General features: G+C 63.7%; 14 protein-coding genes. 11 read left to right on the top strand and 3 right to left on the bottom strand.

Going from position 1 to position 14,535, the window contains the following annotated elements; translation table 11 throughout:
* Positions 1-98 precede the first annotated feature (98 nt).
* The 4 genes from PAA8504_RS11685 (at position 99) to PAA8504_RS11670 (ending at position 4,360) form a co-directional block, all read left to right on the top strand.
* Complete coding sequence (locus PAA8504_RS11685) at positions 99-971, top strand: carbohydrate ABC transporter permease (protein ID WP_108894358.1); 873 nt, start codon at positions 99-101, stop codon at positions 969-971.
* 12 nt (positions 972-983) lie between these two features.
* Positions 984-1,814, top strand: coding sequence for a carbohydrate ABC transporter permease (locus PAA8504_RS11680; RefSeq protein ID WP_108894357.1), 831 nt, complete (start codon positions 984-986; stop codon positions 1,812-1,814).
* A gap of 11 nt (positions 1,815-1,825) precedes the next feature.
* Positions 1,826-2,824, top strand: a complete 999-nt coding sequence (locus tag PAA8504_RS11675) for an ABC transporter ATP-binding protein (protein WP_108894356.1) — start codon at positions 1,826-1,828, stop codon at positions 2,822-2,824.
* Positions 2,825-2,890: 66 nt separating this feature from the next.
* Positions 2,891-4,360, top strand: a complete 1,470-nt coding sequence (locus PAA8504_RS11670; protein ID WP_108894355.1) for a mannitol dehydrogenase family protein — start codon at positions 2,891-2,893, stop codon at positions 4,358-4,360.
* A gap of 28 nt (positions 4,361-4,388) precedes the next feature.
* On the opposite strand, the gene pobA is transcribed toward PAA8504_RS11670, so the two are convergent.
* Complete coding sequence (gene pobA, locus PAA8504_RS11665; protein ID WP_108894354.1) at positions 4,389-5,573, bottom strand: 4-hydroxybenzoate 3-monooxygenase; 1,185 nt, start codon at positions 5,571-5,573, stop codon at positions 4,389-4,391.
* Positions 5,574-5,813: 240 nt separating this feature from the next.
* Here pobA and PAA8504_RS11660 point away from each other — a divergent pair, with 240 nt between their 5' ends.
* The 7 genes from PAA8504_RS11660 (at position 5,814) to PAA8504_RS11630 (ending at position 12,790) form a co-directional block, all read left to right on the top strand.
* Positions 5,814-6,542, top strand: coding sequence for a GntR family transcriptional regulator (locus PAA8504_RS11660; RefSeq protein ID WP_108894353.1), 729 nt, complete (start codon positions 5,814-5,816; stop codon positions 6,540-6,542).
* A 29-nt stretch (positions 6,543-6,571) separates the two neighbouring features.
* Positions 6,572-7,975, top strand: coding sequence for a vanillate/3-O-methylgallate O-demethylase (gene ligM, locus PAA8504_RS11655; protein ID WP_108894420.1), 1,404 nt, complete (start codon positions 6,572-6,574; stop codon positions 7,973-7,975).
* A 76-nt stretch (positions 7,976-8,051) separates the two neighbouring features.
* A complete protein-coding gene (locus PAA8504_RS11650) occupies positions 8,052-9,038 on the top strand; it encodes a TRAP transporter substrate-binding protein (RefSeq protein ID WP_108894352.1) in 987 nt (328 codons plus the stop codon).
* Entirely contained in the window at positions 9,039-9,557 is a 519-nt protein-coding gene (locus PAA8504_RS11645; protein ID WP_108894351.1) for a TRAP transporter small permease, read from the top strand. It abuts the gene before it with no gap.
* Positions 9,554-10,858 (top strand): TRAP transporter large permease, encoded by a 1,305-nt coding sequence (locus tag PAA8504_RS11640; RefSeq protein ID WP_108894350.1) that lies wholly within the window; start codon positions 9,554-9,556, stop codon positions 10,856-10,858. The genes PAA8504_RS11645 and PAA8504_RS11640 overlap by 4 nt, the downstream gene beginning before the upstream one ends.
* A gap of 38 nt (positions 10,859-10,896) precedes the next feature.
* Positions 10,897-11,805: a methylenetetrahydrofolate reductase gene (locus PAA8504_RS11635; protein WP_108894349.1), complete on the top strand. Its 909-nt coding sequence runs from the start codon at positions 10,897-10,899 to the stop codon at positions 11,803-11,805.
* A gap of 43 nt (positions 11,806-11,848) precedes the next feature.
* Positions 11,849-12,790, top strand: a complete 942-nt coding sequence (locus PAA8504_RS11630) for a VOC family protein (RefSeq protein ID WP_245897594.1) — start codon at positions 11,849-11,851, stop codon at positions 12,788-12,790.
* A gap of 21 nt (positions 12,791-12,811) precedes the next feature.
* Here the strand turns inward: PAA8504_RS11630 and PAA8504_RS11625 are convergent, their stop codons facing one another.
* Both PAA8504_RS11625 and nagB read right to left on the bottom strand, forming a co-directional pair.
* Positions 12,812-13,777, bottom strand: coding sequence for a hypothetical protein (locus PAA8504_RS11625; protein WP_108894348.1), 966 nt, complete (start codon positions 13,775-13,777; stop codon positions 12,812-12,814).
* Positions 13,750-14,535, bottom strand: a complete 786-nt coding sequence (nagB, locus tag PAA8504_RS11620) for a glucosamine-6-phosphate deaminase (RefSeq protein WP_108894347.1) — start codon at positions 14,533-14,535, stop codon at positions 13,750-13,752. Before nagB ends, PAA8504_RS11625 begins: the two co-directional genes overlap by 28 nt.

Here is a 14,535-nt window from a genome sequence, read left to right as displayed (position 1 = left end):
GGGGCCGCGTCTTATGGCGCGGCCCTGACCACCGGCCATTGGGGTCGGGCGCGTGGCTTTGCGCAGCTTATTCAGGCGGACATAGGGGAGGGGGGCTTATGGCGACCCAGCATTCCCGCGCAGCTGCGCGGATCATGATCGCACCGTCGGTAGTCCTGTTGCTCGCGTGGATGTTGATCCCGCTGGGCATGACCCTCTACTTCTCATTTCTGCGCTACAACCTATTGATGCCGGGGAACAATCCCTTCGTCGGGTTCGAGAACTACGCCTATTTCGTCACCGACCCCGCCTTCCAGGCGGCCATCGTCAACACGCTTCTGCTGGTGGGCGGCATCCTTCTGATCACCGTCGTGGGCGGCATTGGCCTTGCGGTGCTGCTGGATCAGCCGATGTGGGGCACGGGGATCGTGCGGATCATGGTGATCTCGCCCTTCTTCGTGATGCCCACCGTCTCGGCGCTGGTGTGGAAGAACATGTTCATGAATCCGGTGAACGGGCTTTTCGCCTACATCGCGGACGTCCTGGGGATGCAGCCTTTCGACTTCCTGACCCAGGCGCCGCTGGCCTCGATCATCGGGATCGTCTCGTGGCAATGGCTGCCCTTCGCGACGTTGATCCTGCTGACGGCAATGCAGTCCCTCGATAGCGAGCAGCTTGAAGCGGCCGAGATGGACGGCGCCTCTGCCTGGAGCCGCTTTTACCACATCAAGCTGCCGCATCTGTCGCGCGCGATCACCGTGGTTATCCTGATCCAGACGATCTTTCTTCTGTCGATCTTCGCCGAGATCCTCGTGACCACCAATGGCGGCCCCGGCACCGCGTCCACCAACCTGACCTATCTCGTCTATGCCGAAAGCCTGCTGCGCTTCGACGTGGGCACCGGCAGCGCGGGCGGCGTCATCGCCATCATCCTCGCCAACATCGTTGCGATCTTCCTGATGCGGATGATCGGCAAGAACCTCGACGCGTAAGGAGACCGACCCATGGCCCGTGCCGTCACCACCAAGACCAAGGCGATCAACACCGCCATCGCCTGGACCATCGCGATCCTGATCTTCTTCCCGATCCTGTGGACCATCTTGACCAGCTTCAAGACCGAAGGGACGGCCATCGCCGACCCGCCCGTCTTCCTGTTCTTCGACTGGACGCTTGATAACTACGCAACGGTGCAGGAGCGGTCCAACTACTTCCGGCACTTCATGAATTCGGTCGTGATCTCGGTCGGCTCTACCGTGATCGGCCTGATCATCGCGATCCCCGCCGCCTGGGCCATGGCCTTCGTGCCGGGGCGACAGACCAAGAACGTCCTGATGTGGATGCTGTCGACCAAGATGCTGCCCCCCGTCGGCGTGCTGGTGCCGCTTTACCTGATCTTCCGCGACTGGGGGCTGCTGGACACGCGGATCGGCCTGATCATCGTGCTGACGCTGATCAACCTGCCGATTATCGTCTGGATGCTCTACACCTATTTCCGCGAGATCCCGAACGACATCCTGGAAGCTGCCCGCATGGACGGCGCCACGCTACGGTCCGAGGTCATCTATGTCCTACTGCCCATGGCCGTGCCGGGCATCGCCTCGACGCTGCTGCTCAACATCATCCTCGCCTGGAACGAGGCGTTCTGGACGCTGAACCTCACGGCCGCCAACGCGGCGCCCCTGACGGCCTTCATCGCCAGCTATTCCTCGCCCGAAGGGCTGTTTTACGCGAAACTCTCGGCGGCCTCGACCATGGCCATCGCCCCGATCCTCATCATGGGCTGGTTCTCCCAGAAACAGCTCGTCCGCGGCCTGACCTTCGGCGCCGTGAAATAAGGAGACTTCCCATGGGACGCATCACGCTTGACCAGGTGCAGAAAAAGTTCGGCGACGTGGAAGTTATCCCGCCCCTGGATCTGACCATCGAAGACGGTGAGTTCGTCGTTTTCGTCGGCCCCTCGGGCTGCGGCAAGTCCACCCTTTTGCGCCTGATCGCGGGTCTTGAAGACGTGTCGGGCGGAGAGATCCGCATTGACGGCAAGCCCGCCACCGACCTGCCGCCCGCCAAGCGCGGCCTTGCCATGGTGTTCCAGAGCTACGCGCTCTATCCGCACATGACCGTGCGAAAGAACATTACCTTCCCGCTGAAGATGGCAGGGATGAGCGAGGAGGAGAAGAAGCGCCGAGTCGACCACGCCGCCGAGGTACTGAACCTGACCGACTACCTCGACCGCCGGCCGGGCCAGCTTTCGGGTGGCCAGCGCCAGCGTGTTGCGATCGGGCGTGCCATCGTCCGCGAACCCGCCGCCTTCCTTTTCGACGAGCCTCTGTCGAACCTCGACGCGGCCCTGCGCGTGGGCATGCGGCTGGAGATATCCGAACTGCACGAACGGCTCGCGACGACGATGATCTACGTCACCCACGACCAGGTCGAAGCGATGACCATGGCCGACAAGATCGTGGTTCTGCGCAAGGGCCATATCGAACAGGTCGGCAGCCCGCTTGAGCTTTACCGCACGCCCCGCAACCTTTTCGTCGCCGGTTTCATCGGCTCGCCCACCATGAATCTGATCGACGGGGACGAGGCGGGCAATCACGAGGCCCAAACCATCGGCATCCGGCCCGAGCATATCTCGGTCGGCGATGGGCCATGGCAGGGGACGGTCGGCGTGTCCGAACACCTTGGGTCCGATACGTTCTTCCACGTCCACGACACCGGACTGGCCGAGACCATTACCGTCCGCGCCCCCGGTGAGGTCGAGCATCGGGCCGGCGACACGATCCGCCTCGCGCCTCAGATGGACAAGCTGCACCGCTTCGGATCCGACGGTTTGCGGATCGCGTAACCCGCGGCGATCCTCCCCCCCCCTCTGCGATAGCGTTTTCCCCGGGCCACTATTTGAGGTTTCCGAATGACCATCCCCTTGTCGAATGCCACCTTGAAGGACCTCCCGGATGGTGCGCGAACCCCGTCCTACGACCGCGCGACACTGACCCCCGGGATCGTACATATCGGCCTGGGCAATTTTCACCGGGCGCACCAGCAATGGTATCTGCACCGTCTGATGAACCGGGGGCGGGCCCTTGACTGGGCCATCGTCGGGGCAGGCGTACGCCCCGCAGATGCCACCGCGCGGCAGAAGATGCTGGATCAGGACGGTCTGACGACGCTGATCGAACTGGATCCGTCCGGCAAATCTGCCGAAGTCATCGGCCCCATGATCGACTTCGCGCCCGTTACCGCGGGGAACGCGGACTTGATCGCCCGCATGGCTGCGCCCGAGATCCGGATCGTGTCCCTGACCGTGACCGAAGGTGGATACTTCCAGACCGCGGACGGCTCGTTCGACGCGGATCATCCCGATATTCGACACGATGCCGCGACCCCCGACATGCCGAAAACGGCGTTCGGCGCAATGGTCGAGGCGTTGCGCCGCCGCCGGGAGGCAGGGCAGGGGCCCTTCACCTGCCAGACCTGCGACAATCTTCAGAACAACGGAGAGATCCTGCGCCAGACGGTCGTGGGCCTCGCCAAATTGTCCGACCCGGATCTGGCGGACTGGATCGACCAGTCCTGCACGTTCCCCAACTCCATGGTCGATTGCATCGTCCCCGCCACCGGCCCGGCTGAGCTTTCCCTCGTCCGCGAGTTCGGGATTGCCGACGCTGTTCCCGTCACCCACGAGAATTTCCGTCAATGGGTGATCGAGGATCGCTTCTGCGCGGGGCGCCCAGACTATGACGCGGTCGGCGCCACCTTCACCGACGACGTTCATGCCTACGAGGCGATGAAGATCAGGTTGCTGAACGGCGGGCACCAAGTCATCGCCAACCCCGGAGAGATCCTCGGGGTCGAGACCATCGCCGGCTGCATGGAACACCCTCTGATCCACGCCCTGTTCCGCAAAGTCGAGATCGAGGAAATCGCGCCCCATGTCCAGCCGGTGCCGGACATGACGCCGGCCGCCTATATCGAGCTGATCGGAACGCGGTTCGCTAACCCCGAGATCCGCGACACGACCCGTCGCGTGGCCTTCGACGGATCGTCCCGGCATACCGGCTTCATCCTGCCGGTGGTGCGCGACGCGCTGAAAGCCGACGCGCCGGTCGAAGGCTTGGCCCTGGTCGAGGCGCTCTGGGCGCGGATGTGCGAAGGAACGCGGGAGGATGGGAGCGAGATTGCCCCGAACGATCCGCACTGGGATGACCTTCAGCGCGCGGCAATCGAAGCCAAGTCCCGTCCGCGCGCATGGCTGGAGCAGCGCAGATGGTACGGCGATCTGGCCAATGCGTCCCGGTTCGCCGACGCGTTCGACCGGTGGCTGGACATGATCTGGTCGCAAGGCACCGAAGCCGCGTTGAAACAGTATACGGCGCAGTAGCCCGGCCCGCCGATTCAGCGGGGCAGGGTCACTCCAGCGGAAGACCCACGTAATTCTCGGCAATGGACCGTGACGCGGTCTCGGACCCGGCGATGTATTCGAACTCTGCCCGCTGCATCCGTTGCTCGAATGGGGAGTGGTCGGGGAACTGGTGCAAAAGCATTGAGAGTTGCCACGAGAATCGTTCGACCTTCCACACTCGTGCCAAAGCCCTGGCGGAATAGGTGGCAAGCTCTCGATCGGTTCCGTCGCGGTAAAATGCGATCAAGGCGCGCGACAGCAGTCGAATATCGGCCACGGCAAGGTTCAGGCCCTTGGCGCCCGTGGGCGGGACGATATGCGCGGCGTCGCCCGCCAGGAACAGATTTCCGTGGCGCATCGGTTCGGCGACGAATGACCTCAGCGGCGCGATACTCTTTTCGAACGATGGTCCGGTTTGCAGGTTGGCCGCGATGCCCGGGCCCAACCGCAGGGCAAGCTCGTCCCAGAAGCGCCCATCGCTCCAATCCTCGACGCGATCACCGGGGTCGCATTGCAGGTAGTATCGGCTTCGGCTTTCGGAACGTTGCGAGGCCAGGGCGAAGCCACGCTCGTGATTGGCATAGACCAGTTCATCCGCGACGGGCGGTTTCTCGACCATGATCCCCAGCCAGCCGAAGGGGTAGGTCCGTTCGAACGTCTTCAGGATCGTCTGCGGAATGCAGGTCCGGGAGACACCGTGAAAACCGTCGCATCCGGCGATGTAGTCACAGGAAATCTCGAACTCGCCCCCATCATGGGTGAAGCGGACCGTGGGGCGGTCGGATAAGAGGTCGTCAGGGCGCGCATCGTCGACGTTGAAATAGAAGGCCTGCCCTTTCGCGTTGCGCCGGGCGAACAGGTCCTTGGTCACCTCGGTCTGGCCGTAGACCGTGACGGATTGACCTGTCAGCCCGACAAGGTCGATCCGGTGGCGGTCCCCGTCGAACGCCAGGTTGAACCCGTCGTGTTTCAGCCCCTCGGCATGACACCTGTCGGCCACGCCGGCCTCTTCCAGGGCCGTGACCGTGCCCGGCTCCAGCACGCCGGCCCGGATCCGGCTTTCGATATAGGCCTGATCCCTGCGATCTAGCACGACCGTGTCGATCCCGGCATTCGCCAGAAGCTGCGACAGCAACAGCCCGCTGGGCCCCGCGCCGATGATACAGACTTGCGTTCTGACGGCCTTGGTCACGATGTCCCTCCCAGAAGCTACGTTCACTTGTCCTTGGCCGGCCCGGCGTAGCGTGCCCCAGTCATAGCCTGAAAACGCCCCTTGCGCGAAACGCCGCCGCACCCTTCGGACTGCCGTGCCCTGTATACAAAATTCTGGCGCTGATGCGAATGCAAGCCAAATGTCCCCCCGATAATGAAGTGATTGACTTGATTCTGTATACAGATACGCTTTGACCGACTCGGGAGGAGTTCAAGGTTCATGTCGCGGCATACCCGTCAGGCGCAATTCGCCCGTGCGTTGATCGAGCTTCGGTCCCTGGTGGTCGACGGCTCGATCCCTGCCGGCACGCGCCTGACCGAAACCGCGATGGCCGAACGCTTGCAACTGTCGCGCACCCCCCTTCGCCAGGCCATGGATCGCCTGGTGGACGAAGGGCTTCTGGAGCGGATCGAGACGGGCGGATGCCGGGTGGCACGGTTCACTATGGCCGACATCCTCGACGCGATCGAGATCCGCGGCGTTCTGGAAGGGACGGCGGCGCGCCTTGCGGCCGAGCGCGGGATCTCTGCCGAGCGGTCCGCGCAGATGGGCGACATCCTTGCAGGCCTGGATACGGCCGTCGACCCGGCGCGCTTCGACTTCGAAAGCTATGTTCGCCTGAATGACGACTTCCACAGGCTTCTGCCCGAGCTTTCGGGGTCCGAGATCGTCGCCCGGGAAGTGGCCCGTGCCTCGCGGCTTCCCGCGGCATCCCCCGGTGCGTTCATGCAAGGCCAGGAACTGATCCCCGACTTTCGTACCAGCCTGACCCGGGCCCAGCATCAGCACCGCTGCATCTTCGAAGCGATCCTGGCGCGGGAAGGCACGCGCGCCGAAGCGCTGGCGCGCGAGCATGCGCGGCTGGCGCGGATGAACCTCGAATACATCACGACACAGCGACCGAACCTGGCTGACCGCGTGCCCGGTCTTGCGCTGGTCACCGAATGACCCACTGAATGAAAACGGAGGAGACGAATATGGCAAGCCTCAGCGATGTGATGAGCCAACACCCCAACCCGGTGCAAATGCTGCGCAACAGCCGGATGGGCATCTATGTATATCCTGTGGTGGCGCCCGAATTCACGAACTGGCGCGACGAGCAGCGGGCCTGGCGCGACAGCGCGGTCCTGTTCGACCAGTCCCATCACATGGACGAGCTGATCGTCGAAGGCCCCGACGCCGAGGCGTTCCTGGCGCATGTCGGCATCAACGGCTTCGCAAATTTCGACACCAACCGTGCCAAGCACTTCGTGCCGGTGACGCCCAACGGTCACGTCGTCGGCGACATGATCATTTTCCGCGAGCGGGACGACAAGTTCATCCTGGTCGGTCGCGCCCCCACCGCCAACTGGACGAAGTTCCAGGCCGCGATCGGCAAGTGGAAGGTCCGCCTGCACCACGACCCCCGCTCCCCCTCTCGTCCCGATGGCGAGCGGGTACTGCGCACCCACTACCGTTATCAGATCCAGGGGCCTGATGCGCCCAAGATCTTCGAGAAGATCAACGGTGGCCCGATCCCGGAGGTCCCGTTCTTCCACGTGGATCGCATCAATGTCGGATCGCGCCGGGTGCAGGCCCTGCGTCACGGCATGGCCGGTGCGCCAGGGCTGGAGATCTGGGGCCCCTACGCGGACAAGCACTATATCGAGTCGACGATCCTGCAGGCCGCGCGCGATCTGAAGATCGACATCCACCAAGTCGGCAGCCGGGCCTATTCCACAAACACGCTGGAATCGGGATGGATCCCGTCGCCACTGCCGGGGATCTATACCGGTGACGGCATGCTGGCCGAGTATCGCGACTGGCTGGGCGCCGACAGCTACGAGGCGAACGGCACCATCGGCGGCAGCTTCGTCTCCGAGAATATCGACGACTACTACGTGAACCCGTTCGAATTGGGCTACGGCTTCTACATCGGGTGGAAGAAGGACGATTTCGTCGGCAAGGCGGCGCTTGAAAAGATGAAGGGCGCGTCTTCGAACCGCAAGAAGGTCACCTTCGAGTGGAACAAGGAAGACGTCCTCAAGGTCATCGCCTCGGGGTTCGAGGACGGCACGCCCTACAAGTGGATCGACTTCCCGCAGCCGAACTATGCCTCGTCCTCGGCCGACATGGTGATGCAGGACGACAAGATGGTCGGCATGTCGATGTTCAATGGCTACAGCTATAACGAGCGTTGCGTGCTGTCGCTCGGCGTTGTCGATCAAAGCGTTGAAGTCGGAGACGTGCTGACGATGCGCTGGGGCGAGCCCGAGGAGACGCAGAAAACCTCGGGCGAGAAGCACAAGCAGGCCGAAATCCGCGTGCGCGTCTCGCCCACGCCCTACAGCCGCGAAGCGCGTGAGAACTACGGCGGCGGCTGGCGCAAGACGACGGCCTGACGCAAAGTGAACCCCCGGCCGGGACGTCAGAAGCTCGGCCGGACCGCACATTCAACGTCTTCTGGGAGGAAACGACATGACCCTGACACGCATCCTGGCCGCATCGGCCCTTGCGGGAGCCTTGGCACTGCCGGTCGCGGCGGCCGAGATGAAGTTCGCGAACTTCACCCCACCGTTCCATACGATCAACGCCAGCGTGATCGAGAAGCTGAACGAGGACCTTTCGGCCGCGACGGATGGCGAGCTGACGGTCCGCGGCTATCACGGCGGCGAGCTGGGCGCAGGCCCGGCCGAGCAATATGTTCGCGTCGTTCAGGGTGTTGCCGACATGGCCTGGGGTCTGCCCGGATATACCTCGTCGCAATTCCCCAAGACCATGATTGCTGAGCTTCCGACCGCCCTGGAGCTGGAACAGCCCGGCTACGAGGCCCTCTGGAACGCTTATGGCGAGCTGGAGGAGGAGTTCCCGCGGACGAAGCCACTGGCGCTTTGGACGTCCGAGCCCAACATCTTCATCATGAAGGACCACGAGATCCGCTCGCCTGAGGACTTGGACGGTCTGAAGGTGCGCGTCGCGGGTTCGACCTCGGCCGAGGTGGCCGAAGCGCTGGGTGCGACGCCGGTGCAGATGCCGATCAACCAGGTTTACAACGCCATGCAGACCGGCCTGATCGACGGCGTGATCACCGGTGCCTCGACCCTGTCGGACTTCAAACTCGACGAGGTGGCCAACAGCTATACCCTTGGCGCGAACCTCGGCCGGCTGGTCTTCTACACCGTGATGACGCAGTCGACCTATGACGCGCTGCCGGACGATCAGAAGGCGGCGATCGACGAGGTGGCCGGAGTGCCGCTGTCGCAATCCGCCGAGGATGCATGGAACGCGACCGCGGACAGCGCCATGCAGGCCGCGCGGGACAGCGGCGACAACACGATCGTCGACCTGAGCGAAGAGGAAGCTCAGGCGTTCTCGGACGCCGTGGCCGAAGTGACGCAAGCCTATGTCGACGAGGTCGGCGGGCAGGCCGTGCTGGACGCGATGCAGGCGGACCAGGGCAGCTAAGTGCCGGAGATCCTGCGCAAAATCGCGGACGGGCTGATTGGCCTGTCCGCCTTTGTGGGTGCGCTCGGCGTTCTGTTCGAGGTCGTGGTGATCGGCGTGGACGTGACCGGGCGGGCTTTCGGCACGCCCCTATATGGCAGTCAGGATCTGTCAACCATGACATTCGTCATCGTGGTCTTCGGGGGGATGGCGATCTGTGACCGGATCGGTGGCCATATCTCCGTGGATGTCTTCGAGTCGCGCTTTCCGGCTGCGATGAACCGGTGGATCAACGTCGGCTCCGCCCTTCTGGGGGCCGTGATCTTCGTCTTCATCGCATACGCCGTTGCAGAGAGTGCGAAGCTCAGTCTGCTGCTGAACCTTTCGACAAATCTCCTCGATCTGCCCAAGGCGTGGTTCCAGTGGGCCTTGTGTGCTTTCGCGCTGATCACGGCCTTCGGGATGCTGGTCCGCGCGGTCGAGCTTGCAATTTCGGGGCGCGACGTCACCCGTGAACGACAGCAGCAGGTCCTGGAATGAGCGGTGCCACCCTTGGGACGGCGGGGATCGTCGTCCTGCTTGTCCTTCTGATTTTCCGGATCCCGGTCGCGTTCGCGATGTTCCTCGTGGGCTTCATCGGGATCATCGCCCTGAACGGCTGGAATGCCGCGCTGGGCCTTCTGGCGTCCGAGACGTTCACGCTGGCCTCGAACCCCGAACTGGTGATCATTCCGCTTTTCATCCTGATGGGCAATGTCGCGACCGTCACGGGAATGAGCCGACAGCTCTATGACGCCGCCTATGCCGTGATCGGGCAGGTGCGCGGCGGCCTGGCCTCTGCCACGGTCATCGGATGCGGCGGGTTCGCGGCGCTGTCGGGGTCGTCGGTCGCATCGGCTCTGACGATGGGCAAGGTGTCGCTCGCGCAGATGGACCGGTTCGACTATGACCCCAAGCTGTCGACCGGCGTCGTCGCCGCGGGCGGAACGCTGGGTATCCTGATACCGCCCTCGACAGGCTTCGTGATCTACGCCATCCTGACCGAACAATCCATCGGCCGCCTGTTTTTGGCGGGCGTATTGCCGGGCATTCTGCTTCTGGCGGCGTTCATCAGCACCATCGCGATCATATGCTGGCTGCGCCCTGCGATGGGTCCGGCGGGGCCGTCCACCACGCGGGCCGAGAAACTGCGCGCGCTGGGCGGCGCCTTCCCCATCTTCGCCGTGATCGTCCTGACCATTGGCGGCATCTATGGCGGCTTCTTTTCGCCGGTCGAGGCGGCAGGCGTCGGGGCCGCGCTGGTCATCCTGTTTGGCTTCGTCACCCGTCGTCTGGGGCCGATACGCCTGTGGACTGCGGCCCGCGAAAGCATCGCGACGACGGCGACCGTAATGCTGATCCTAATCGCGGCACACCTGATCAACCCGTTTCTGGCGCTCAGCCACATCCCCACTGCCGTTGGCAACCTGCTGACGTCGCTGGACTTGGGCGCAATCGGAACGCTGGCAGCGATCCTCGTCATTTACTTGGTGCTTGGCTGCTTCCTGGAAGGGTTCGCCATGCTGGTCCTGACCCTGCCAATCTTCTTCCCGGTGATCCTGGACCTGGGCATCGACCCGATCTGGTTTGGCGTTCTCGTGGTTCTGACGCTCGAGATGGGGCTGATCTCTCCACCCGTCGGGATCAACGTCTTCATCGTGAAATCCGTGGCACCGAATGTCGAGTTGGGCCAGATCTTCCGTGGCGTGCTGCCGTTCTGGCTGGCGATGGTGGTGACGCTCGCGATCCTGATCGCGCTTCCGCAGATATCGCTGATCCTTCCCAACACCATGTTCGACTGACGGGGACGTCCCCGCCCGCAACAGAGGAGACCGGACGCATGAAGATCCTGAACTTCTTCCGCAGCTCTCCAGCGGCCGAAAGCAAGGAACTGGCGGCATTCCTGTCGGGCTTTTCGATCGAGGTGATGCCGAAGACCCTGGCCAAGATCGACGACTTCGCCGGTCTTCTGCCCAAGGGCACGCGGGTCTATGTCGCGCATATCGAGGGGACGCCCATCGACGACATGGTCGCCACGACCCGGCGCCTGACGGAGGACGGCTTCAATGCCATGCCCCACGTCCCTGCGCGCTGGATCGACAGCCGGGCAACGCTCGACACGTGGGTGCGGCGCTACGCCGAAGAGGGCGGCGCGCGGCAGGCGCTTGTTCTGGCCGGCGGCGCGCGGAAGGTTACAGGCGATTTCGACAGCTCGATGTCGCTTCTGGAAACGGGGCTGTTCGACAAGTACGGCTTCGACCGGCTGCATGTGGCCGGCCATCCCGAAGGCAATCGCGAAATCGACACCGATGACAGCAATCGGATCGTCGATGATGCCGTGCGATGGAAACAAGATTTCGCCGACCGCACGGATGCGAAGATGGCGATGGTTACGCAATTCGTCTTCGACGCAAAGCCGGTCATCGAGTGGGAGCAGCGCCTGCGCAAGGCGGGGATCCGTCTACCCGTCCATGTGGGCGTGGCGGGCCCCGCCAAGTTGCAGACCTTGCTGAAATTTGCGGTCGCCTGCGGGGTTGGTCCATCCTATGCCGTCCTGCAAAAGCGCGCCAAGGACGTGACCAAGCTGGTCAAACCGTTCGAGCCGAGCGACGTCCTTGCCCAGATCGCCGAATATCGCGCCCGGACGCCTGATACCCTGGTGGAGTCGGCTCATATCTTCCCGCTTGGGGGTATCCGACAGGCGTCCGAATATGCCCGGGGGATGACGTCGCCCGAAGCCAAGGCATGACGCGGGACCGCCGCGCAATATACAGACCGGAGGGACCTATCCTGTGACCCATGACATCGCTCACCTCGGCCATGTTGAGATGCTGACGGACCGTTTCGACGAAAGCCTCGATTTCTTCACCCGGGTCTACGGGCTGAAACTTTCGGGCCAGGACGCCGACAGCGCCTATCTACGCGCTTGGGACGATTACGAATATCACTCTCTGAAGCTGACGCGGTCGGACCGGACCGGCGTCGGGCATATCGGCTATCGCGCCGCCAGCCCCGAGGCGCTGGAGCGGCGAGTCGCCGCCATCGAGGCGTCCGACTACAAGACGCATGGCTGGGTCGACGGCGATGACGGCCACGGCCGGGCCTTCCGCTTCGAAGACGGGTTCGGCCACCTCTTCGAAATCTACTATGACACTTGCTGGTACGACCCCGGGGACACGGCCGATCGTCCCGCGCTCAAGAACACCGCGTCGGCCTATACCGGTGCCCCGCCCCGCCGGATCGACCACGTCAACCTGCTGGCTGACGACATCACCGCCTTCCGCACCTTCATGGAAACGTGCCTGGGGTCGCGCGTGACCGAGTATATCCAACTCGACAACGGGCGGATCGGCGGCTGCTGGTTCACGGTCAACAACAAGACCTATGACCTCGCCTGCACCGAAGAGCATGGGCGCGGGCAAGGGCGTCTGCACCACGTCACCTACGCCACCGACCAGCGCGAGGATATCTTGCGCGCTGCCGACATCTTCCTGCAAAACGGCGTCCATATTGAAACCGGTCCCCACAAGCACGCCATTCAGGGCACGTTCTTCCTGTATGTGTGGGAGCCTGCGGGCAACCGCGTGGAACTGGCGAATGCCGGCGCCCGCCTGATCCTGGCCCCCGACTGGAAGCCGGTGAAATGGACCGAGCCCGAGCGCAAGAAGGGCCAGGCCTGGGGTTTGAAGACGATCGAGACGTTTCACACTCACGGCACGCCGCCTGTCGAATAGGTGGCTTTTACCGGGGCGTGCTCAGGCCCGCAGGTCGTCCGCAGGGAGAAGGTGCTGCGCTTCGACGTGGCCCATGGGCGTCGCCCGCCAGATCATGCTGGTGCGGTTTCTGACGACGTGCCCGCGCCCGGTCGGGGCGCCCAACCGAAATCGCAGGACGGTTACATCGTCTGCCGCCTTCGGAGATCGGCCATGCCCGAGATTGGCCCGTTCCCACGTGCGAAGCTTGTGAAGCCCCCGGGCCGCCCCGAATTGCGTCAGGTCGGCCATCGCGGCCGCCTGCGTCTGTAAGGCGTATTCCGTCCAGACCCGCGCATACCCGTCACTGCCCAGAATGATGTCGGACTCCATATCGACCAACCTCCGGCTTCGGTGACCCCTTACGACGCTTGCCGCGTCGATGGTCACGGCCGTGCTTGACAGATCTCTGACCTGGGCGTCCCGCCGCTGGCGCATTCGTTCGATCATCGGCCCGGTTTCCGGCAACCCGATCTTCGGCAACGGGGGCGGAAGCGGAAAGGCGGGTGAAGGGCGCGTCCGGGCAGAAGGCACAGTCAGGTGGAAGCAATCCGCAAACTCAAGGCTGTCAACCACGTATCGCGCCCCGTCGCGGGAGACCCGTAGATAGGTCATCGCAGCGACCGGAAAATCGTGGTGATCCAGATTGGGCCCCGCGCGGGCGACGAACCGGTCCCGCAGGTAGGACAAGGCACGGCCCAGCGCACCATCGGTCAACTCGCCATGGCGCAAGCACGTCGTCAGTTCCCGGGACAGCGCCCGGGCGAACCAGCCCGCGTCGCTCAGGTGGGGCAGGACCTTGTTTGGACGGGCTGAGACGGACGTCGCGCCATCGATCACCCACGCGTGCAGGACGCCTGGGCGGTACAGCAGGCCGAAAGCATCGTCGCTTGGCGCGGAGCCGGGGGCGCTGTGCACGATCTCGATCGGCGCGGCCGGGATTACAGAAGATCGCGATAACCGTCCCATTTTTCCTCGTTCTTGCTGACGAAGCGGTAATACTCGATGTCCTCCAGCTCAGCCGCTGCGTCCGCGTCCACCACGACCTTGCAGCATGTGTGCATCTGAATGGCCGAGGCGCTGATCCGGGCGGTCAGAGGCCCTTCGACCGCGCGGGCGACCACTTTGGCCTTGGACGCCCCTGACGCCAGAAGCACCAGTTCGCGACTGTCGAGAATCGTTCCCACGCCCATGGTCAGGGCGCGTTTCGGAACCGCGCTGCTGTCACCACCGAACATGCCGGCATTCTGGCCGCGGGTTGTCGGGGTCAGGATCTTGTCGCGCGTGCGCGAGCGCAGCGCGGAAAGTGGCTCGTTGAACCCGATATGCCCCGACTCGCCGATCCCCAGAAGCTGAAGGTCGATCCCGCCCGCCTCGGCGATCCGGGCTTCGTAGGCCGCGCCGGCTGCGGTCAGGTCGGGTGCCATTCCGTCCGGCAAATTCGCGCGGGCGGGATCGATATCGACGTGATCGAAGAGGTGATGCCGCATGTAGCTGATATAAGAGTTCGGATCATCGGGCGGCAGGCCGACATATTCATCCAGGTTGAACGTCGTGCAATGCGCGAAAGAGACGCCGCTGGCCACAAGGTGGGCATAGACCTCTTCCATCGTGCGGCCGGTCGCGAGGCCCAGGACCAAATTGGGCTTGGCCCTCAACCGCGCCTCGATCAGGCGGGCGGTCAGGGCGACGGCGCGCTGGCGGTCGGGGCAGGGAACGATCTCCAT

It is taken from the genome of Palleronia abyssalis (assembly GCF_900302445.1).
Classification (GTDB): Bacteria; Pseudomonadota; Alphaproteobacteria; order Rhodobacterales; family Rhodobacteraceae; genus Palleronia; species Palleronia abyssalis.
This window is presented reverse-complemented; position numbering and strand designations above follow the sequence as displayed.